Annotated in this window: 17 protein-coding genes and 1 pseudogene; 10 read left to right on the plus strand and 8 right to left on the minus strand. The window is 33.9% G+C overall.

What is annotated here, in order from left to right; genetic code table 11:
- Positions 1 to 128: 128 nt before the first annotated feature.
- The 6 genes from QO200_RS18155 to QO200_RS18180 form a co-directional block, all read right to left on the minus strand.
- Positions 129 to 1379, minus strand: a complete 1251-nt coding sequence (locus QO200_RS18155) for a peptidylprolyl isomerase (protein ID WP_371543094.1) — start codon at positions 1377 to 1379, stop codon at positions 129 to 131.
- Positions 1380 to 1420: 41 nt separating this feature from the next.
- The gene (locus tag QO200_RS18160) at positions 1421 to 2545 is read right to left on the minus strand and encodes a peptidylprolyl isomerase (protein WP_371543096.1); all 1125 of its coding nucleotides are present in this window, start codon (positions 2543 to 2545) and stop codon (positions 1421 to 1423) included.
- A 19-nt stretch (positions 2546 to 2564) separates the two neighbouring features.
- Positions 2565 to 3236 (minus strand): gliding motility-associated peptidyl-prolyl isomerase GldI, encoded by a 672-nt coding sequence (gene gldI, locus QO200_RS18165; RefSeq protein ID WP_371543098.1) that lies wholly within the window; start codon positions 3234 to 3236, stop codon positions 2565 to 2567.
- A gap of 6 nt (positions 3237 to 3242) precedes the next feature.
- A complete protein-coding gene (locus QO200_RS18170; RefSeq protein WP_371543101.1) occupies positions 3243 to 4250 on the minus strand; it encodes a bifunctional oligoribonuclease/PAP phosphatase NrnA in 1008 nt (335 codons plus the stop codon).
- Between the two features lie 67 nt (positions 4251 to 4317).
- Complete coding sequence (locus QO200_RS18175; RefSeq protein WP_371543104.1) at positions 4318 to 5574, minus strand: voltage-gated chloride channel family protein; 1257 nt, start codon at positions 5572 to 5574, stop codon at positions 4318 to 4320.
- Between the two features lie 44 nt (positions 5575 to 5618).
- Positions 5619 to 6029, minus strand: coding sequence for a RidA family protein (locus tag QO200_RS18180; protein WP_371543106.1), 411 nt, complete (start codon positions 6027 to 6029; stop codon positions 5619 to 5621).
- A 261-nt stretch (positions 6030 to 6290) separates the two neighbouring features.
- On the opposite strand from QO200_RS18180, the gene QO200_RS18185 reads away from it, so the two are divergent.
- Together QO200_RS18185 and QO200_RS18190 are read left to right on the plus strand one after the other, a co-directional pair.
- Positions 6291 to 6887, plus strand: a complete 597-nt coding sequence (locus tag QO200_RS18185; protein WP_371543109.1) for a hypothetical protein — start codon at positions 6291 to 6293, stop codon at positions 6885 to 6887.
- A gap of 193 nt (positions 6888 to 7080) precedes the next feature.
- Entirely contained in the window at positions 7081 to 7782 is a 702-nt protein-coding gene (locus tag QO200_RS18190; protein ID WP_371543112.1) for a hypothetical protein, read from the plus strand.
- Positions 7783 to 7799: 17 nt separating this feature from the next.
- On the opposite strand, the gene QO200_RS18195 is transcribed toward QO200_RS18190, so the two are convergent.
- Entirely contained in the window at positions 7800 to 8327 is a 528-nt protein-coding gene (locus QO200_RS18195; RefSeq protein ID WP_371543114.1) for a hypothetical protein, read from the minus strand.
- Positions 8328 to 8679: 352 nt separating this feature from the next.
- Between QO200_RS18195 and guaA the strand changes: the two genes are divergently transcribed.
- The 6 genes and pseudogenes from guaA to yidC all read left to right on the plus strand — a co-directional run bounded on the left by guaA (position 8680) and on the right by yidC (position 16778).
- Positions 8680 to 10209: a glutamine-hydrolyzing GMP synthase gene (gene guaA / locus QO200_RS18200; RefSeq protein ID WP_371543117.1), complete on the plus strand. Its 1530-nt coding sequence runs from the start codon at positions 8680 to 8682 to the stop codon at positions 10207 to 10209.
- 127 nt (positions 10210 to 10336) lie between these two features.
- Positions 10337 to 12304, plus strand: coding sequence for a LysM peptidoglycan-binding domain-containing protein (locus tag QO200_RS18205; RefSeq protein ID WP_371543157.1), 1968 nt, complete (start codon positions 10337 to 10339; stop codon positions 12302 to 12304).
- Positions 12304 to 12699: pseudogene (locus QO200_RS18210) on the plus strand (OsmC family protein). The gene QO200_RS18205 and the pseudogene QO200_RS18210 overlap by 1 nt, the downstream one beginning before the upstream one ends.
- A gap of 89 nt (positions 12700 to 12788) precedes the next feature.
- Entirely contained in the window at positions 12789 to 13022 is a 234-nt protein-coding gene (locus QO200_RS18215) for a DUF3820 family protein (RefSeq protein WP_074722953.1), read from the plus strand.
- 153 nt (positions 13023 to 13175) lie between these two features.
- On the plus strand, positions 13176 to 14789 hold the full coding sequence (locus QO200_RS18220; RefSeq protein WP_371543119.1) for a CTP synthase: 1614 nt from the start codon (positions 13176 to 13178) through the stop codon (positions 14787 to 14789).
- 84 nt (positions 14790 to 14873) lie between these two features.
- Positions 14874 to 16778, plus strand: a complete 1905-nt coding sequence (yidC, locus tag QO200_RS18225) for a membrane protein insertase YidC (protein ID WP_371543122.1) — start codon at positions 14874 to 14876, stop codon at positions 16776 to 16778.
- Positions 16779 to 17342: 564 nt separating this feature from the next.
- On the opposite strand, the gene QO200_RS18230 is transcribed toward yidC, so the two are convergent.
- Positions 17343 to 18305 carry a fasciclin domain-containing protein gene (locus QO200_RS18230; protein ID WP_371543124.1) on the minus strand — a complete coding sequence of 321 codons (963 nt, stop codon included), beginning with the start codon at positions 18303 to 18305 and terminating at the stop codon, positions 17343 to 17345.
- 467 nt (positions 18306 to 18772) lie between these two features.
- Here QO200_RS18230 and QO200_RS18235 point away from each other — a divergent pair, with 467 nt between their 5' ends.
- Together QO200_RS18235 and mnmA are read left to right on the plus strand one after the other, a co-directional pair.
- Positions 18773 to 19483 (plus strand): toxin-antitoxin system YwqK family antitoxin, encoded by a 711-nt coding sequence (locus QO200_RS18235; RefSeq protein ID WP_371543127.1) that lies wholly within the window; start codon positions 18773 to 18775, stop codon positions 19481 to 19483.
- Positions 19484 to 19558: 75 nt separating this feature from the next.
- Positions 19559 to 20746, plus strand: coding sequence for a tRNA 2-thiouridine(34) synthase MnmA (mnmA, locus tag QO200_RS18240; RefSeq protein ID WP_371543129.1), 1188 nt, complete (start codon positions 19559 to 19561; stop codon positions 20744 to 20746).
- The last annotated feature ends 35 nt before the right edge of the window (positions 20747 to 20781 follow it).

Raw genomic sequence — 20781 nt, forward strand, 5'->3', positions numbered from 1 at the left:
AGCCCGATACAATATCGAGCTCATTATTATCAAAATTAATTATAAATTTGTCCAAACTTTTGGGTTCAGTCTATTTTAATGTATCGGGTTTTTGTTTTAAAGTCTCATTAAAAGTCTTTATGTTATTGTTATTGTTTTGGTGTTGTTGTTGGTTTTTCGAACATTTCCAATTCAAAAATCAGGGTCGTATTTGGCGGTATAACACCACCAGCACCTTGTTCCCCATAAGCTAGCTTAGAGGGGATAAAAGCGACTACCTTGTCTCCATAAGACATTAAAGATAATGCTTCTAAAAAGCCAGGAATCATACCCTCTTTTTTTCCTGCTTGAAAAGGAAAAGCCTGGTATCCGTTTTGTGCGGCTCTATACTGATCGTATTTACCGTACGATTTATTTACGTCTTCATAGCTACTGTCAAATAAGCTTCCATCTTCAAAATAACCGGCATAGTGAAAATAGAAAGTACTACCGTCAATCGGTTTTACATCTGTACCTTTTTGAACTATTTTGTAAGTCAATCCAGAAGGTGTTGTAGTAGCAGTTGCTTTTACAGTAGCGAAATAAGCCTTTTTTGAAGCGATTACCGGCGCATATTTTTCCATATAGACTTTTTTACTTTCTGCTTCAGCCGCTGCTTGCTTCGCTTTGTTTCCTGCTTCAGCTGCTACTTGCTTCGCTTTATTTTCTGCATCGATTAATGCTTGTTTCTTAGCATCTTCTTCTTTATTTAAAAAATAATCGGAGAATACTTTTGGAGCATCAAACTTTTTTGCCAAAGCACCTTTTCTTGTAATAGTTATCTTTGTAATCGCATCACCCTGAGCAATCGCATTTACGACGTTCATGCCCTCAGTTACATGGCCAAAAATAGTGTGCTTTCCGTTTAACCATGGCGTATCTTTATGAGTTATAAAAAACTGAGTGGAATTGCTCGCTGGACCAGAGTTGGCCATAGCCAAAACACCACTTTTGTCAAACTTCAGGTCAGTGACTTCATCTTTAAAAGCGTAGCCAGCAGTACCACCACCACTTCCTGTAGGATCTCCTCCCTGAATCATAAAGTCTTTGATGACTCTGTGAAATTTTAAACCATCATAAAAAGGTTTCCCCTTCAATTTATCATTTGTAACAAAAGTGTTTTTTCCTTCAACAAGCGAAATGAAATTAGCAACCGTAACAGGTGTTTTTTCAAACTCTAACTGAGTGGTTATATCGCCTTTAGTTGTAGAAATAGTTGCAAAGATACTTTCGACAACTGGAGCTTTTACTACGGCCTTAACTGCTGAGACAGGTTTCTTAGTAGGGACTATTTTTTTTGTGGTTTGAGCCTGTGCACTTATCATTCCGATGCACATTAAAAATAGAAGTTTAAGTTTCATTTTATATTTATTTAAGGACTAATTTATAAAGGTCTATTTGATTATTGAGGTGCTGCTTCCAATAATTCTATTTCAAAAACAATATTTGCATTGGGCGGAATTACATCTCCTGCTCCACCGGCACCATACGCTAAGTGAGAAGGTATAAATAAAATTGCCTTATCACCAAAAGATAATTTTTCTAACCCTTCAATGAAACCAGGAATCATGCCATCTTTTTTCCCTGCCTGAAAAGGAATAGGCTGATATCCATTTTGAGCGGCTCTGTCTGGATCAAATTTTCCATAAGTTTGAGCTACATTTTCTATACTTGTATCAAAAAGATGACCGTCTTCCAGAAAACCTGCGTAATGAATAGATAGCGGTGCACCCTTTGCAGGTTTTTTGCCCCCTGCTTTGTGAGTGATTACATATTTAAGTCCGGTAGAAGTTTTTGTTGCTTTACTTTTTAAGGCATTAAAATATTTAACCTTGTCTTCACGAACATCTTTATATTTCTCGTCGTATTTTTTTTTGCTTTGTTCTGCTAAAGCCAATTTTTGCTTTTGCTTTTCAGACTCCACAGAGAAGTAATCGTAGAATGTTTTTACCGCGTTAAACTTTTTTGCAGCTTCTCCTTTTCGAATAATTGTAACTTTATTCAAGTAGTCGTTCTGTTCAATCAAGTTTACAACATTCATTCCTTTATCAACTACATGTCCAAAAATGGTGTGCTTACCGTCTAACCATGGGGTTGCAACATGCGTAATAAAAAATTGACTGCTATTAGTTGCAGGGCCATTATTTGCCATTGCCAAAACGCCACCACCATCAAAACGCAAATCGGTAATTTCATCCTTAAATTTGTATCCGGCATCACCTGAACCTGTACCTAATGGATCTCCAGTTTGTATCATGAAATCTTTAATAACTCTGTGGAACCTCAGGCCATCATAAAATGGTTTTGCTTTCAGGTTATCATTGGTAACGAAATCATTTTTACCTTCGGCCAAAGTAACAAAGTTGGCTACAGTAATAGGTGCTTTTTTATAATCTAAAGCTACTATTATAGTTCCTCTGCTAGTTTCTAGTTTTGCATATAAACCATCTGGAAGATTGCTGTTTTCCTCATTGCAGGAATATAGTGTAGCAATTGCAAGTAATACGAATAGGATTCTTTTTTTCATAACGATAGTGATTAACTTACTATTTTAAAGTGTCTTTTGCTTTTTTTATTGGAGCTGCTGCTTGTGGGGTACTGTCTGGTTGTGCCTTTTTTAAAGTTGGAACTGTAGTAATTGATTTTGTTTCCAATTGTTTTTTATAAACGGCTTCCGGTTTAAAATCGTGTAATGTAACAGTACAGATTAAAGGCTGGTTTACACCAATTCTTTTATTGTCTCCATGATAACCAAACCCCATATGCGAAGGAAAAAGAAAATTTACTTTTTCATTTTTATGCATTAGTTTGATTCCGTCTCTTAATCCCATCATAATGTCCTGTTTATCGACATAATATATTTGTGGTCTCAATTCTAATTCAGAGTATATGACAGCACCACTAAGGTCTTTTATTTCATAATCAAAGAAAACAACATCTCCTCTTTTTGGGCTTAGGGTGTCTATTTCATTTGCAGTTTCATAAGAATACCAATAGCCTTTTGAAGAAGCAATATAATCCACTTCTGGATTGCTTTTCATTAGTTTCTTGATCTGATCTTCTTCGCCAGCCACTAATTTTTTATTTCTTACCACTGATTTTTTCATGAAACTTCCTGAAGTTTGTGAAATTGGTCTTCGGGCTTCCTGCTGCTGTTTACAACTGGAAACCGTAAGAAAAAAAAATAAAGCAATTGCAATAATAGGACTAAATTTCATGATGTCTTATATTGTTAGTTTTGTTATTAAATCTTCAAATTTACGTACTGTTTCTTCCATGGATACTTCTGATTTTCCTCCAGCCGCATTGCGGTGTCCTCCACCTTGAAAATGATCTCTTGCAAATTGATTTACATCAAAGTCTCCTTGTGAACGGAAAGATATTTTGATTATTTTTTCGTCCTTATTTTCGATGAAAATGGCTGTAAATACAATTCCTTTTATACTCAAACCATAGTTTACGATGCCTTCCGTATCTCCTTTCACATAACCAAAGGTATTCAATTCATCCTGAGTAAGGGTAGTATAGCTTGCATGATGTTCTGAAATTACCTTCAAATTTTGAAGTGCTCTACCCAATAGTTGCAATCTACTGTAAGAACTATTTTCAAAAAGTAAATTGGGTATTTTAGTGTTCTCAACACCTAAATCAATTAAATCAGCAACAATTCTATGTGTATTTCCTGTAGTTCCTGGGAATCTGAAAGAACCAGAGTCGGTTAGAATTCCAGTATAAATACAGGTTCCTATAGTCTTATCGATATCTTCTTTTTTACCAAGAAAGGAAATGAAGTTGTACAGCATTTCACAAGTAGAACCAAAAGAGGTGTCTGAATAAGTATAAGCAGCATAGTCATCTGGCTTTTGATGATGGTCAATCATTATAAATGGCGCCTTCATCACGGCTAAAACAGCCTCCATATCACCCCCTACACGGTGCAAGGCATTAAAGTCTAGCGTAAAAATAAGATCGGCGGTCTCTAGTATTTTAGTGCAATTTTCTTTGTCTTTTTCGAATATTTTAATGGCCTCTGAGCCTGGAAGCCAAGAAAGGAACTCCGGAAATTCATTAGGAGCAATCACGATAGGTTCGTGATTGTTTTTTAATAAAAAATGATATAATCCTAAAGTAGAACCCATAGCATCCCCGTCAGGTCCTCTATGTGGAATGATTGCAATTTTTTTTGGTGTTGCTAATAACAACTGTATCGCTTGAATGTCTTGTATTTTCATAGTGTGCGAAATTACATTTTTTTAATGTAAAGTTGAAAATATTTAGAAGTTAACGTTGTTTTTCATTTCAAAAATTGTCTAATCTTCTTCTTTTGAATTTTTCATACAAATGATATTTAGGTCCTTTTACAATTTGTGAATTGTAAATACCTATTGGTCCCGAGGCTAAATAAGCTGTGAAACAAGCAATCCCTATAAATAATCCACTTTCTATACCAAAGAGTTCCATTCCCATAACGGTACAGGCAATAGGGGTATGTGTGGCTCCTGAAAAGACAGCTACAAACCCCATTCCAGCCAAAAGAGCAATAGGCATTGGGACAAAAATGGATAAGGCACTTCCCATGGTGGCGCCAATAAAAAATAAGGGAGTAACTTCACCTCCTTTAAATCCAGCACCTAAAGTAAATCCAGTGAATAATATTTTTAGTAAAAAGTCATAATATCCACTTGGATTAGAAAATGATTCGACAATTATAGGGACACCTAAACCTTGGTATTTTGTGGTTCCGATGAAATACATTGCGAATGCTAGTAGTATCCCTCCCACAAAAGGACGCAATGGCGGATATTGGATTGTTCGCGAAAATAATGCACCCCAAAAATGAGTGCTTCTTGAAAAAAGCATGGCTGCTAGTCCAAACAATATACTAACAGGAATAATCCAAAGCAGTAATTTAAAAGTAAATGCAGGGACGACAGGAATTGTATAATGGGTGTGTTGTACTTCCCAGAATTCGACTGTGTAGTACGCCATAAAGGCTACTAAAAAAGATAAAATAATGCTTTTGAAACTCACTTTACTAAAGTAGAGTACCTCTAAAGCAAATAAAGCACCGGTCAACGGTGTCCCAAAAACGGAAGCAAATCCCGCACTGATTCCGAGTATGATAATTGTTCTTCTGTCTGAATTATCAAGTTTAAAAAGGCCCGTAAACTGATCGGCTATTGCACCTCCCATTTGCACAGCAGTTCCTTCACGACCGGCTGAGCCTCCAAAGAAATGGGTAATGATCGTACCTACTAACACTAACGGAGCCATTATTAAAGGAATCCTCTTTTTAGGAGTTTCATATTCTTCTAATAATAAATTGTTTCCTTTTACTGCTTCTTGACCATAATAGTGATATCCTAATCCTATAACTAATCCACCTATTGGCAATAGCCAAATAATCCAGTTGTGCTGCCCTCTATATTGAGCAGCCCACTCTAACGCCACTAATAAAAAAGCAGAGGCTGAGCCAGACAAAAAACCTATCAAAACACAAATGAAAATCCATTTGAGAGCTCCTTCTACAATTTTTTTTGTTTTTTCTAAATTCATTCTTTTCAACATCGGTATTACCCAAGCAATTTTTTGCTAAAGTATTATATTCCTTCGGAAATATTGTGTTTTTCAGGAAGTACAGCTGTAAATTCAATTTCTACAAGATATTCAGGAGCTACTAATTTACTAATTTCATAAAAACCGGTAGTAGGTTTTACTTCTTTAAAAAAATGTGCATGTGCTTTAGCAACGGCCTCAAAGGAAGTGATGTCAGTAGTAAAAATTCGGGTGCGAATGACATCTTTCATGCTTGCATTTAAATCTTCAAGTACTTTTTCTACTCTTTCAAGAATATTAAATGTCTGAGAGTAAGCATCATCTGCTTTTACTTTTTCTCCATCTACAATCGCTACGGTTCCTGAAACTTCAATAATATTCCCAATACGTACAGCGCGACAATAGCCCATTTTATCTTCCCAAGGCGAACCTGTTAATATGTTTTCTCTTTTCATTTTGATAGTTTTTAGCTTGTTAATTAAGGAATGGTATTTGGTTATCTAGTTTTTGGTATATTTTTTGCAATTTATAAAAAATATTAAAATAAAAAATACTGATTTTATATAAATAAGTTCGATTTTGAAAGGGCTGCTTTAGCATATTTTATTTACTAAAACATACTATTATTGAAAATTTGAAGTTATAAAAGGAAGTATAAAGTATACCATTTTTATGTTTTTATAATTTTGGTTTTTTACTTTAAAAAAAATGAACATATGATAAATAGATACACAATTAAAATGAAGCAAATTTTCTTTTTTCTTTTTTTATTAGGAATGATTTCTAATAGTTATTCTCAGGAAGAATTTAAAGGTAAATTTAAAGCGGTTCCTCCTAAAAGCAAAGAATTGAAAGTTGAGGCAGTAGTTCCTAGAGATCCAGGACCACCCCAGGTTATACCGTATGTTGCTGCTGCTATACCAGAAAACACTTTTAAAGTCCCCAAAAATGATGTTATAATTGCTTCAGAAGTTTATAGAAGAAATCAAGATTTAGGTCTTTTTAAAACCAATTCTAAAACAGCAAAAGTTAGGTATCGCGATGCAGCTTATGTTGATGGTGATAAAATTAGGATTTACGTAAACTATAAAGTGGTAGATTATGAAGTTTTATTGGAAGGAGAATTTAAAGGATTTGAAATAAAACTTGAAAAAGGGATTAATAGAATAGATTTTGAAGCTTTAAATGAAGGTTTTGCCTCACCAAATACGGCAGAATTTGAAGTTTATGACGATAATGGAAAGTTGATCTCTTCAAGTCAATGGAATATAGGCGAAGGTTACAAGGCTACAATAATTGTAGACAAACAATAATCTATAAGTAGTTTGTTAATTTTTTTAAAACAATGAGGAATTGGATGGTGATACTAAGCCTAGAATGTGTTTCATTGCTAAATTAGGTTAATTTTTATTTAATGTTAGTCTAAGGTTTTGTTTTCTAAATAGAAAGCACGGTATATTTGTCGCAACTTGATATTTAGAGTATTTAAAAACAAAGTAGTATAATATGAAACAGATATTATTGGTTATTATGATGTGTTTTGCAATAAACAGCTATTCTCAAACTGAGTTTAGTTCTAAGTTTAAAGCAATACCTCCTTTAGATACAAGCATTAAAACTAAAAAAGCAATGCCAGCAACGGTTGCGCCACCAGATATTGTAGCTCCAAATATTTTAAAAAAGCCTGAAGTTAAATTTCAGAGTACTAATTTTAAAATTGGTGATCCTGATCCTATTTCTATGATTCAAACCAATGATTTTATTAATCCAGGTGATGAAATACGAGATAAAATGAACAAGAGTATTGAGAAGTCATTAGTAAGTAGTGGCTTAAAGGAGGATACATCGTATCTCAATTTAAAAGACTTGGATTTTGGAATCATTCGTACAAAGTCAAAATCTTTAGTGATTCGAGTGCGAGATTATGGTGCAATTGACGGAGATTTGATAAAGGCTACCGTTATACACAATTATAAGAGTGCTGTCGTAGCAAATAATTTATACTTAGAATCAAGTTTCAAGGACATCAAAATAGATCTTCAAGCGGGACTTAATTATTTAGAGTTACAGGCCTTAAACCGAGGGGCTTTGGGAGGAAATACAGGAGCTTTTTATATTTATGATAACGAAGGAAATTTATTACTGTCTGATTTATGGAATAATTTTGATACCGGAGTCAAATCTAAATTTACATTTATAAAAGAGTAAAAGTTTTTTTTTATATACTAGAAAGGATCTGCTGTAACTTTAAACTTCATGTCTGCTTTTACCGTAATATCTGTAGTCAGTGTTTCCCTAATGACTGCTTCCGTTCTCAATTTATAACTGGAAGCTTTGATGTAATTGTCTAATTTTTCAGAAGTGGGAGTAAGAACTATCGTGTTTGTTGTAGCGCTGATATTTTCCAAATAAGCCAACTCTATTTCATCATTTGCATCAGTTGAAATATAGATGTGGATTGATTTTAGAAAGCTAAAGGTTTTACCATCAGGATCTGTGATACTTAATTTTAATTCCTTCAATTTAACATATTTGACTAAATTAGCTTTTGTGTTGTTGTTTTCAAATTCGGCGCTAGAGTTTGTAGGGACATCCGGCGTTACTATTCCACTAGCAATGTTAAGCGGAAAATTACTTGCGATTTTAAACTCTGTTTGATTGGAAACAGTAAATGTCAGTAACTGATCTACAACACTGCAGGAAACGATAAAAAGGCTTAAAGTGGCAAAGGCTGTATAAATATATTTTTTCAAAATGTTTTTTTTTTTTTTTTTTTTTTTTTCATTGCAAAAGTAATTAATAAAAAAGGAGTAATGCTTTAATGAAGAGGCTTCTGTTTTTATATTTTTCTTTTTTGCTTATCGGTTTTTTTGTAAACAATTATATGCTAGTGGTTTGTGTTTTTTTTGTATTTATATGTAGCTGTTTTTCATATGTAGTTATTTCTTATATTATATCATAATTAAGCTTAAAATCGAAGTGTTGGTTAGTTTTATTTTAGTGGTTTCCCCCTTTTTTATTATTATAAATGTTACGGCGGAAAAATAATTTACAATTTTTCAAAATTCAATTTTTCAATTCCGAATATAAAAAGTATTTTTGCGCATGCAACACAACGTACTTATTTTAGATTTCGGATCGCAATATACACAGCTTATTGCGCGTAGAGTTCGCGAATTAAATATATTCTGCGAGATTTTCCCATACAATCATTTTCCGAGTGATTTATCAAGTTATAAAGCCGTAATTCTTGGTGGAAGCCCTTTTTCTGTTAGAGGAGAAGATGCGCCACATCCAGATTTATCTCAAATTAGAGGTAAACTACCTCTGCTTGCCGTATGTTACGGAGCACAATACTTAGCTCATTTTAGTGGTGGGGAAGTAGCAGCTTCAAATACGAGAGAATACGGTAGAGCTAATTTATCTTATATTAAAGAGGATGAAGTTTTCTTTGAAGGTGTTTCAGAGGGTAGCCAAGTCTGGATGAGTCATAGTGACAGTATAAAAGCTTTGCCAACTAATGGCGTAAAGCTTGCTAGTACGCACGATGTTGAATTTGCAGCTTATAAAATTGAGGGCGAAACAACTTATGCTATTCAGTACCATCCAGAAGTTTTTCACTCTACAGATGGATCAAAAATGCTGGAAAATTTCTTAGTAAAAATTGCCGAAGTTCCTCAAAATTTTACTCCAAATGCTTTCGTTGAAGAAATGGTTGCGGAGTTGAAAGAGAAAGTTGGAAATGATAAAGTGGTTTTAGGTCTTTCTGGCGGAGTAGATTCTACTGTAGCAGCGGTTTTATTACATCAAGCTATTGGTAAAAATCTATACTGTGTTTTTGTGAATAACGGATTACTTCGTAAAAACGAATACCAAAGTGTATTAGATCAATACAAAGGAATGGGTTTAAACGTTAAAGGAGTAGATGCCGGAGATCGTTTCTTGTCAGAATTGGCAGGAGTAAGTGATCCCGAAACCAAACGTAAAATTATTGGTAGAGTATTTATAGAAGTTTTTGATGATGAATCTCATTTAATTGAAGACGTAAAATGGTTAGCACAAGGAACCATTTATCCTGATGTAATTGAGTCGGTTTCTGTAAAAGGACCTTCAGCGACAATAAAATCTCACCATAATGTAGGTGGTTTACCTGATTATATGAAATTGAAAATAGTAGAGCCACTCCGTATGCTTTTTAAAGATGAGGTACGTAGAGTAGGGGCTTCATTAGGAATTGATCCAGAATTATTAGGAAGACATCCTTTTCCTGGACCTGGATTGTCTATTAGAATCTTAGGAGATATCACGCCTGAAAAAGTTAGTATTTTACAAGATGTAGATGCGGTTTTTATTGATGGTTTGAAATCTTGGGGATTGTATGACAAAGTATGGCAAGCTGGAGCAATTCTTCTTCCTGTAAATAGTGTTGGAGTAATGGGCGATGAACGTACTTATGAAAAAGTAGTTGCCTTACGTGCAGTTGAATCTACAGATGGTATGACAGCTGACTGGGTACATTTACCTTATGATTTCTTAATGAAAGTATCTAATGATATTATAAATAAAGTGAAAGGAGTTAATAGAGTGGTATATGACATTAGTTCAAAACCACCAGCAACAATTGAATGGGAATAGGACCTATTGATTGTCTATATTAAAAATTTAAATTTTAATGATCTATATATAAACGGTACCAATTTTTTAATTAAAATTTGGTACCGTTTTTGTTATCTTTGAACCAATAATATATATACCTACTATGATGAAGTATTTTTTTGCAATCTACATAACTGTTTTCTTCTTTACCACAAACGTTTTTTCACAAGAAAAACCCATTACGCATAAAGTGGAGAAAGGAGAAACTATCAATCAAATAGCACAAAAGTATCGCGTTACTCCTTTTGATATTTATCAATTAAACCCAGATGCACAAAGTGGTCTAAGGCCAAACAGTGTTTTGCTGATTCCAAATAAAGCAGGGGCGCAAATTACAAGTGTACCGACTAAAACAATTGTACAGGGGCAGTCTCATTTAGTAATTGCAAAAGAAACCTTGTACGGAATTGAAAAGAAATATGGGATTTCTGATGAAGACTTGAAAAGAGTAAATCCATTTCTTGAAAACGATGGGTTGCAAATAGGGCAAACCCTTACCATTCCTTCAAAAAATTCTCCGAAAAATTCTCCGAAAAACACTATCGTAAATCAAGATAAATTTATTTATCATGATGTACTTGCTAAGGAAACGAAATATTCTATTTCTAAGAAATATGGAATTACTATTGAGGAATTGGAAAAACGCAATCCTGAAGTGATTAGTAATTTACCTATTGGATACAGACTGATAATTAAAGGGGTAGCTCCAAAAGCTCCAAAAGTTGTAGAGAAAGTAATTGAGAAAGTAGAGTCAAAAGACGAAAAGGAGAAACAAAACCTTAAAAGTGCTTTAACAGTTATTGATTATGTTGCTTACGAAGTAAAGCCTAAAGAAACGCTATACAGTTTGTCAAAGATGTTTGATATGACCCAAGAGGAACTTATTGCACTTAATCCAGACCTTAACAACGGAGTTGAAATAGGGATGCTTTTGAGAATTCCTTCCAAAACTCCAGTCTCAATTGACGATAAAAAGGAATACAAGTCTTTGTCTAAAAAGATTACTTACGATAACCGTAAAAGAATGGTTATGCTTTTGCCTTTTAATCTTGCTAATATAGAGGGGGATACTATAAACTCTACTTATAGCCGTTTGAAAAAAGATAAGTTTTTAAACATGACTTTAGACTTTTATGCTGGAGCTCTAATAGCAATTGATTCAGCTAAAACTTTGGGGCTTCCTATCGATGTCGAGATTTATGATTCTCGTGAAACTAAAAACAGTTCTGATGTCGCGGCACTAATTCAAAGTAAAAATCTTGTAAACGCTAATGCGATAATTGGTCCGTTTTATCAAAGTAATGCTGAGGCAGCGGCGCAGTTAGTGGGTATGAATAATGTACCAGTTATTTCTCCACTATCAAAAGATATTGGGAATCCTTTTGCTAATTTATATCAGACGATACCTACAAATGAAGTTATTAAGGGGGCGATGTTTGATTACATGCGTGCAAGAAATGGTAATATTATAGCTGTAGTAGACAAGAAAAAGGAGTCTATTATGCAATACATAAAACAATACCAAAAAGAAGTTCTCTTCGTTGCTTTTAAAGAGAATGGGAGTTTATCTTCAGAAAGTCTAAAAAGTATGTTAGTTAAAGGTAGAATGAATTATGTTGTAATGGAAACAGGGAATACTTGGATGATAAAAACGACTATAGCAGCTATGTTGAGTTCTATGCCTGCATATCAAGTACAATTGGTGATTTTAGAGCCTAATGAAACATTAGATACTGATGAAATTAAATTTACGAATCTTACGAAACTGAAATTAATGTATCCGTCGGTTACTAGTGATTATGTATCTCCTGAAGTGGCAATTTTCGAAAAAAAGTTCAGAAAGGCAAACAATATTTTTCCTAGTGATTACGCTACTCGTGGTTTTGATATGACTTTTGATACTATGATTCGATTGGTTCAAAATAAAAGTTTTGAAGAGACTGTAAATTCAGCGGCGACAAAACGAGGAGAAAATAAATTCGAATATTATAGAAAAGAAGATGGTGGATACACTAATAAAGGTGTTTTTATTTTGTATTATGATACGGATATGACTATTAAAGAAGCAAACTAATGATGTTAAAAGTAACCTACTTAGGAAATTTAAGAACATCATCGATACATTTACAATCAGGAAATGAAATTGTTTCGGATGCTCCTTTGGATAATAACGGAAAAAGGAGAGGCTTTTTTGCCTAACGATACCGTTGCAAATGCTTTAGCGAGTTGTATAATGACGTTATGGGAATAAAAGGCCGGGATATCAATGTGGATATTACCGGAGCTACAGCCTCAGTTAAAAAAATCATGAACGCCGAGCCAAGACGAATTGGAACAATAGAGATTGTCTTTGATATTAATATCAGTGCAGATCAAAAAACCAAAACTATTCTAGAAAAGACAGCGATGACTTGTGCTATTTTCTTGAGTTTAAATCCTAAAATTGGAAAACGAATCACTTTTAACTAGAAATAATTAAATAGCTTAGAGGTTTGGGAGTTAAACGTTTGAATTTTCTAACTCCCGCTTCTATCTTCAAATCTACTACTTCATTCTTAATGGATAAAAATCAACAACAACTTATAAAATTAGCCCATACAAAAATGCCTTTTGGAAAGTACGAAGGAAAGTTCTTAATCGATTTACCTGAGTACTACGTAGTATGGTATAATAACAAAGGCTTCCCCAAGGGAGAATTAGGCGAGCAATTAAAACTTATATATGAGTTAAAGCTGAATGGACTGGAGGAATTGATAAGGAATATTAAAAAAAGATATCCAAAACCTCACTAATTTAAGAAATTAGGGAGGTTTTTTGTTTAAAAGGGTTTGTATTAAGGAATTGTCAATTTTCCGAATTATCTCATTTTCAAATTAGCATATTCTCAATATATAATCGTATTTTTGCCGAGTTTTTGACACAACTACTATACAAACAACAACAGCATGAATCAAACGAAATATATTTTTGTTACTGGCGGTGTGACTTCTTCTTTAGGGAAAGGTATAATCGCAGCATCATTGGCAAAATTGTTACAAGCACGAGGGTATCGGACAACTATCCAAAAATTCGACCCCTATTTAAATGTTGATCCGGGTACTTTAAACCCATACGAACATGGAGAATGTTATGTTACGGATGATGGTGCTGAAACTGATTTAGATTTAGGACATTACGAACGTTTCTTGAATGTTCCTACTTCTCAAGCCAATAATGTTACTACAGGAAGAATTTATCTTTCAGTTATTGAAAAAGAAAGAAGAGGAGAATTTCTTGGAAAAACAGTACAAGTAGTTCCTCATATCACCAATGAAATAAAAGACAGAATGCAATTGCTTGGTAATTCAGGTGATTTTGATATTGTTATAACTGAAATTGGTGGAACAGTTGGGGATATAGAATCCTTGCCTTATATAGAATCTGTACGTCAACTTGTTTGGGATCTAGGGGAGCATAATGCAATTGTTATTCACTTAACTCTAGTACCTTATTTAGCTGCAGCAGGAGAGCTGAAAACAAAACCTACACAACACTCAGTAAAAACTTTAATGGAGAGCGGAATTAAAGCTGACATTTTAGTTTGTAGAACGGAGCATGAAATTTCAGATGAAATTCGTAATAAATTAGCCTTATTTTGCAACGTAAAAAGAGAAGCGGTTATTCAATCTATTGATGCGGCTACGATTTATGAAGTGCCTAATTTAATGTTAGAAGAAGGTCTTGACGTTGTTGCTTTAAAGAAATTAGACTTACCTAAAAAAGCAGCTCCAGATTTGAAACATTGGAATACTTTTTTACGAAGAATAAAAAACCCAAAACACAGCATAAACATCGGATTGATTGGTAAGTATGTAGAAATGCAAGATTGCTACAAATCAATTTTAGAAGCGTTTATTCATGCAGGAGCTTCAAATGAGACTAAAGTAAATATAATCTCAATTCATTCTGAGTATATTAACGCCTCAAATATCGAAGAGAAATTCAAAGATCTTGACGGTGTGCTTGTAGCGCCAGGTTTTGGTGAAAGAGGGATTGAAGGAAAGATAGAAGCAGTTCGTTATGCACGTGAAAATAAAGTTCCGTTTTTCGGAATTTGTTTGGGAATGCAAATGGCTGTTATCGAATACTCCAGAAATGTTTTAGGATATGCTGATGCTAATTCGACAGAAATGAACGAGGGAACTAAGCATCCTGTAGTGAATTTAATGGAAGAGCAAAAGAATGTAACTGACAAAGGAGGAACAATGCGTCTTGGAGCTTGGAAATGTGATATCAAACCAGACTCGTTAGCTTATAAAATTTACGGAGAGTCAACAATTTCTGAACGTCACCGTCACCGTTATGAGTACAACAGTGCTTACGTTGATGAATTGCAAAATGCAGGATTGAAAGCGTCAGGAGTGAATCCAGATACAGGTTTAGTTGAGATCGTGGAATTGGAAGATCATCCTTTTTTCATTGGTGTACAATACCATCCAGAATATAAAAGTACCGTTGCAAATCCACATCCTATTTTTGTGAATTTTGTAGCCGCTGCTGTAAAAGCAAAAAAGAAATAATTTCAGTATTTCAATACGATAATGGAATCTAACTTTTGTTTATTGGCAAACGATAAGCGATGAAACATAAATAATTTTATAATAATGGAACAGAAGAAATTTGACCCGAATTCGATAATTGGTTTTGTATTGATTTTTGGGATATTACTTTGGATAATGTATCAAAATCAACCAGACCCTAAGGCAATTGCTGCTGAGAAAGCGCAAAAGGAGATGGTGATTAAGGAAACTAAAACTAAAGAGTTAAACGATAAAGTAGTTGCTGAAGCAACAGCTGCTGTTGCTGTGACTGGAGATTCTACGCAATTAGCACAATTAGAAAAAAAGCTTGGAAATTTTGCTTATTCGGCTACATTGCCATCTGCTAAAGAAGGTTTTACTACTATCGAAAATAAATTAGTTAAGTTAAAAATTGCTAATAAAGGTGGATATATTGTTGAAGCTACTTTAAAAAAATTCGAAAGATTTAAAAAAGGTTCTGGACAATTAGTGGAGTTGATTAAAGACAACAACGCTAATTTAAATGTACAGTTGCTAACTAGTGACAACCGTACTTTAAATACTAAGGATTTATACTTTGAACCAACTTTAACAAAAAATGGTGAGGATCAAATTTTAAGTATGCGTTTGAAAGCAGGTGCAAATGAATATTTAGAATATAAGTATGTTTTAAAGGCAAATGATTATATGTTAGACTTTAATATTCAGTCTCAAGGATTGAGTAAAGTATTAAATACATCTAAGCCATTAAACCTAGAGTGGGACTTGAAAACCTATACTAATGAGAAGAGTATTGGTTACGAAAATCGTTATGCGGAGCTTTATTACGAACATGAAGAAGGGAAAAGTAATTATTTAGGACTTGGAAACGACAAAACGGAAACAGTTGAAGATGTATCTTATATTGCTTATAAGCAACACTTTTTTAGTTCTATTTTAGTATCAGATGTACCTTTCACTAAAGCAGAATTATTTTCAAATAATTTAGTTAAAGATGATAAAGTAGATACAATTTTTACAAAACAATTTAAAGCAGTTGTTCCTTTAGCGTTTAAAAACGGTGAGATTGATCAAAAAATGAATTGGTACTACGGTCCAACTGATTACGGTTTATTGAAAAGTTATGGAAAAAATCTAGAAGATATTGTTGCTTTAGGTTGGGGTATTTTTGGATGGATTAACCGTCATGCCTTTATTCCGATGTTTGGTTTCTTAAGTTCGTTTATTCAACATGGTTGGGCTATTATAGTGTTTACCGTATTAGTTAAACTAGCGATGTCCCCTATTACATACAAATCATTTTTGTCACAGGCAAAAATGAAAGTATTGAGACCTGAAATTAATGAGCTTGGGGAAAAATTCAAAAAAGACCCAATGAAGAAACAACAGGAAACAATGAAGCTTTACAATAAAGCGGGCGTGAATCCTATGGCAGGTTGTATACCGGGACTGATGCAGGCCCCGATATTCTATGCTTTATTCCAATTCTTTCCTTCGGCAATAAGCTTGAGACAAAAAGGATTCCTTTGGGCAGACGATTTATCTTCTTTTGACTCCATTTATGAGTTGCCGTTTCATGTTCCAGCATACGGGAATCATATTAGTTTGTTTCCTATTCTTGCTTCGATAGCTATTTTCTTTTATATGAAAATGACGACTGGAGATCAACAAATGGCCGCTCCTACACAAGAAGGGATGCCAGATATGGCAAAAATGATGAAAATCATGATTTATGTTTCGCCATTAATGATGTTGTTTTTCTTCAATAGCTATGCTTCAGGATTGAGTTTGTATTATTTTGTTTCTAATACTATTACAATAGGAATCATGCTTGTGATTAAGAATTATATTATTGATAGTGATAAGATTCATGCTCAAATTCAAGAGAACAAGAAAAAAGAGCCTAAGAAACAAGGTAAGTTCCAACGTAAACTTCAAGAAGTTATGGAACAAGCTGAGGCTCAAAAAGCAAAAGACCAAAAGAAATAGTAATTTCTACATCATAAAAAAAGCTCCCAATATTGGGAGCTTTTTTGTTTTTAGTAAATTCCTTTTTTTAAAAAGTAGGTAGTGGTACTTTGTCTAGAGCAGGAATGACTCCATTGGAGTATGTACATGAGTTGCAGTGATTTCTGCTTTTCTGGTTTTTTTATTTCCAATTTTAGTTCGCCTTGTCAATAAAATTTTAAAGGTTTGGGGTAGTTTGTAACGTAGCGACGATTTGACGCTCTGTGAAACTAGATGGGAGAATATTTCCTGATACCAAATGGTCTTAGAGCTTTTGTGGAGTTGTCGTTAGAAACGCATGCGATTGCTGTAGGGGTTAACTTCGTAGTAGAATTGTAGAATTGAGAGTGATGTCCTTCAGGCTCAAATTCAAAAGAGCAAGTAAAAAGAGTCTAATTAACAAGGCAAAAACTTCAACGTAAATTTCAAAAGTTATGGAACAGTATGAGACTCAAAAAAGCAAAGCATTAAAAGAAATAATTGTTTCTACTTCATAAAAAAAGCTCCCAGTTATGGGAGCTTTTCTGTTTTTAATAAATTCATTTTTTAAAAAGTAGGTAGAAGCACTTTGTCTAGAGCATGAATGACTCCATTAGAACATTGTACATCAGTTGCAATGATAGTAGATTTTCTGGCTCTTGCATCTTCAATTTTGGCTCCCCCTGTCAATAGAACTTTAAAGGTTTGAGGAGTTTGAAGCGTAGCAACAACTTGACCTTCTGTTAAACTTGCAGCTAGAATATTTCCTGATACCACGTGGTATTGTAGCACTTTCGTCAAATTTGCAGCAGAAACGCTTGCAATTCCTCCAGGGGCTAATTCTGTATTTAAAGCTGTAAAAGCTGCGTTAGTAGGAGCGAATACCGTAAACGGCCCTGTTCCTGATAAAATGGTTACAAAATCAGGTTGACCTGCTCCCGTTAAAGCACCAACTAAGGAAGTGAAATTAGGATTGGCAATAGCATGAGTTACAATAGTTGGCAAACCTATAACTTTATCGACTACATGTACAACACCATTAGAAGCCATGATATCAGCAGTTATAACTGTTGCAACACCATTAAGCATTACCTTTCCTCCAGCTGTGTTTACAAACATACTTAAGGAGTTTGTAGTCGAAGCGGTTCCTTTGGCTAAAGTTTTGATATAAGTAGTTGTTAAATCTGTGGATTTTACAGCACCACTAACAACATGATTTAATAAAATTTGTGTTAAAGCAGCTTTTGGAACATCATTTATGGAGGCGTATCCGGCAGATGAAAGAAAAGCTGTAAATGCAGCATTGGTCGGTGCGAATACAGTAAACGGTCCGCTTCCTTGTAAAGTAACTGCCAGCTCGGCTTTTGTCAATGCTTGTACCAAAATACTTAAGTCAGCTGTTTTTGATGCGATTCCTGTGATTGTTTTGTCTTCAGGAGGAGTGTTAGGGTCATCATCACTACAGGAGGTTGCAAAGATGGAAAGAAGGACAATCAAAGTAAAAATTTTCGTTTTCAATAAAGTTTTCATGATTTTTATGTTTAAATGTTTTTACTAAATTAAGTATAGTTTTTACATTTTTGTTTAATTTTTATGTAAAAATGATAAACAAAACAAAAATTTATGCTTTTTTTTTAAAACGTTTATCTTTAATAGAGTAGCATTGAAAACTTATTAGTACTCTTATAATCAACTATATATGTTTTAATGTGGAATTGGCTTGTTTTTTTTATTTCTCAAATGTTAAACAAATGTGAAAGCTGTTTTAGTAGGAGTTCTTATGGAGTCATCGAAGTTTTCTTTTTTAGGCATATGTCATTCGATAATATAAATGAGAATTGGTGGTATGAAAACAGCTTGATGAGTAGTTGGATTTGTTCAAATGTTATTTAGGGGTTTTAATAAGGATTAAGAAATAATAAAATAAATAGTAAAAACGTTTACATATAAAAGCAGTAATTTTGTTTCATAGTAATAGCCTTAAATTATACAATACAATGAAAGATTATAAATTTTGTTTCCTTTTATTTTTAATTTTATCGAGTCATAGTATAATCGCTCAGTCAGATTATAATAAGGTTGATGAAAAAGGAAAAAAAAATGGAGTTTGGAAGGGATTTTACGAAGAATCTAAAAGGCCAAAATACGAGGGTACTTTCGAACATGGAAAAGAAGTGGGAGTATTTAATTTTTTTGATGATACGAAAGCTAAATCGATAATTGCCACACGAGAGTTTAATGCTGCAGATAATTCAGCCTACACTATATTTTATGACCAAGCAAAGAATAAGGTAAGTGAAGGTAAGGTAATTAATAAATTGTTTGTTGGAGAATGGAGGTACTTTCATTTGGCGGCAAAAACGGTTATGACTCTCGAGAATTACATGAATGGGAAGTTAGAAGGTTTACGATCCGTGTACTATCCAAGCGGTAAAATTGCGGAAGAAATCAATTATAAAAATAATGTAAAAGACGGTTTGTACAAAAGTTTTTCAGAGAATGGAATGGTACTCGAAGAATCAATTTATAAGAACAATGAATACAATGGACTAGCTATTTTTAAAGATCCTCAAGGTAATGTAGTTTCTAAGGGTAAATTTTTAAATGGGAAAAAAGCGGGTATTTGGCAGTTTTTTACAAATGGAAAATTAGTAAAAGAAACGAACATGAGCACTCCGGGAAATGCATATAAATCCAAGGGTAATTAAGTGTATCCTTCAACAGTTGTTGTAATAAAAACGTTGTAACTTTGCAGTCTTGTAAAAATTAATAAAGAGTATAAAATGAAGCGAGTTGTAGTAGGACTTTCTGGAGGTGTAGATTCAAGTGTTGCTGCGTATTTGTTGCAGCAACAAGGATATGAAGTGATAGGTCTTTTTATGAAAAATTGGCATGATGATTCTGTTACCATATCTAATGATTGTCCTTGGTTAGAAGACAGTAATGATGCATTGCTAGTTGCTGAAAAACTAGGGATTCCTTTTCAAACTGTTGATTTAAGTGAAGAGTATAAGGAGAAAATCGTGGATTACATGTTCAATGAATATGAGAAGGGACGTACTCCAAACCCTGACGTACTTTGTAACCGCGAAATAAAATTTGACGTTTTTATGAAAATAGCTTTAAGCTTGGGAGCTGATTATGTAGCTACAGGTCATTATTGTAAAAAAAGTGAAATCGAAGTCAATGGTGAAACGGTGTACCAATTACTTGCTGGTGCTGATAATAATAAAGATCAATCCTATTTTCTTTGTCAATTATCACAAGAGCAATTGTCAAAATCTTTGTTTCCAATAGGTGAATTAACCAAACCTGAAGTACGTGAAATTGCTGCTGAAATGGAATTGGTAACTGCCGAGAAGAAAGATTCTCAAGGTTTGTGCTTTATAGGCAAAGTTCGTTTACCTGAATTTTTGCAACAAAAATTGCAGCCAAAAGAAGGATCAATTGTTCAAATTGATAAAGAAGATGCTGTATATGCCAAAAAAGAGCAAGAAGGATTGTCTCCAGAGGAAGAGTTAGCATTGGCTTCGAATAAAATAGTATACACTCCTGATATGGGGAAGGTAGTAGGAAAACATCAAGGAGCTCATTATTTCACTATTGGTCAACGAAAAGGACTCAATGTGGGAGGGAATAAAGATCCATTGTTCATTATTGCCACTAATGTAGAGACTAATACGATTTATACAGGTTTGAGTAGTCAACATCCAGGACTGTTTAGAAAGGGCTTATTTATAGAAAAATCTGAAGTGCACTGGGTACGTACAGATATGACTTTGGAAAATGGTGAAGAAATGGAAGTTATGGCAAGAATACGCTACAGGCAACCGTTACAAGCAGCTACTTTACATCAGTTTGAAAACGGAATGTATGTTTCTTTCCGCGAGCCGCAATCGGCTATCACAGAAGGGCAGTTTGTTGCTTGGTATATAGAAGATGAATTAGTTGGTTCGGGAGTAATTTCTTAGATTAGTATTTTATTATTAAAATAAATTACAATATA

This window comes from Flavobacterium sp. Arc3, from assembly GCF_041431375.1.
Classification (GTDB): Bacteria; Bacteroidota; Bacteroidia; order Flavobacteriales; family Flavobacteriaceae; genus Flavobacterium.

Coding starts and splice junctions, on each gene's coding strand:
- mnmA (WP_371543129.1), top strand. CDS start 19,559: ATGAAGCGAGTTGTAGTAGGACTTTCTGGAGGTGTAGATTCAAGTGTT.
- QO200_RS18180 (WP_371543106.1), bottom strand. CDS start 6,029: ATGAAAAGAGAAAACATATTAACAGGTTCGCCTTGGGAAGATAAAATG.
- QO200_RS18235 (WP_371543127.1), top strand. CDS start 18,773: ATGAAAGATTATAAATTTTGTTTCCTTTTATTTTTAATTTTATCGAGT.
- gldI (WP_371543098.1), bottom strand. CDS start 3,236: ATGAAATTTAGTCCTATTATTGCAATTGCTTTATTTTTTTTTCTTACG.
- QO200_RS18205 (WP_371543157.1), top strand. CDS start 10,337: ATGAAGTATTTTTTTGCAATCTACATAACTGTTTTCTTCTTTACCACA.
- yidC (WP_371543122.1), top strand. CDS start 14,874: ATGGAACAGAAGAAATTTGACCCGAATTCGATAATTGGTTTTGTATTG.
- QO200_RS18170 (WP_371543101.1), bottom strand. CDS start 4,250: ATGAAAATACAAGACATTCAAGCGATACAGTTGTTATTAGCAACACCA.
- QO200_RS18230 (WP_371543124.1), bottom strand. CDS start 18,305: ATGAAAACTTTATTGAAAACGAAAATTTTTACTTTGATTGTCCTTCTT.
- QO200_RS18155 (WP_371543094.1), bottom strand. CDS start 1,379: ATGAAACTTAAACTTCTATTTTTAATGTGCATCGGAATGATAAGTGCA.
- QO200_RS18175 (WP_371543104.1), bottom strand. CDS start 5,574: ATGAATTTAGAAAAAACAAAAAAAATTGTAGAAGGAGCTCTCAAATGG.
- QO200_RS18215 (WP_074722953.1), top strand. CDS start 12,789: ATGGATAAAAATCAACAACAACTTATAAAATTAGCCCATACAAAAATG.
- QO200_RS18185 (WP_371543109.1), top strand. CDS start 6,291: ATGATAAATAGATACACAATTAAAATGAAGCAAATTTTCTTTTTTCTT.
- guaA (WP_371543117.1), top strand. CDS start 8,680: ATGCAACACAACGTACTTATTTTAGATTTCGGATCGCAATATACACAG.
- QO200_RS18190 (WP_371543112.1), top strand. CDS start 7,081: ATGAAACAGATATTATTGGTTATTATGATGTGTTTTGCAATAAACAGC.
- QO200_RS18160 (WP_371543096.1), bottom strand. CDS start 2,545: ATGAAAAAAAGAATCCTATTCGTATTACTTGCAATTGCTACACTATAT.
- QO200_RS18220 (WP_371543119.1), top strand. CDS start 13,176: ATGAATCAAACGAAATATATTTTTGTTACTGGCGGTGTGACTTCTTCT.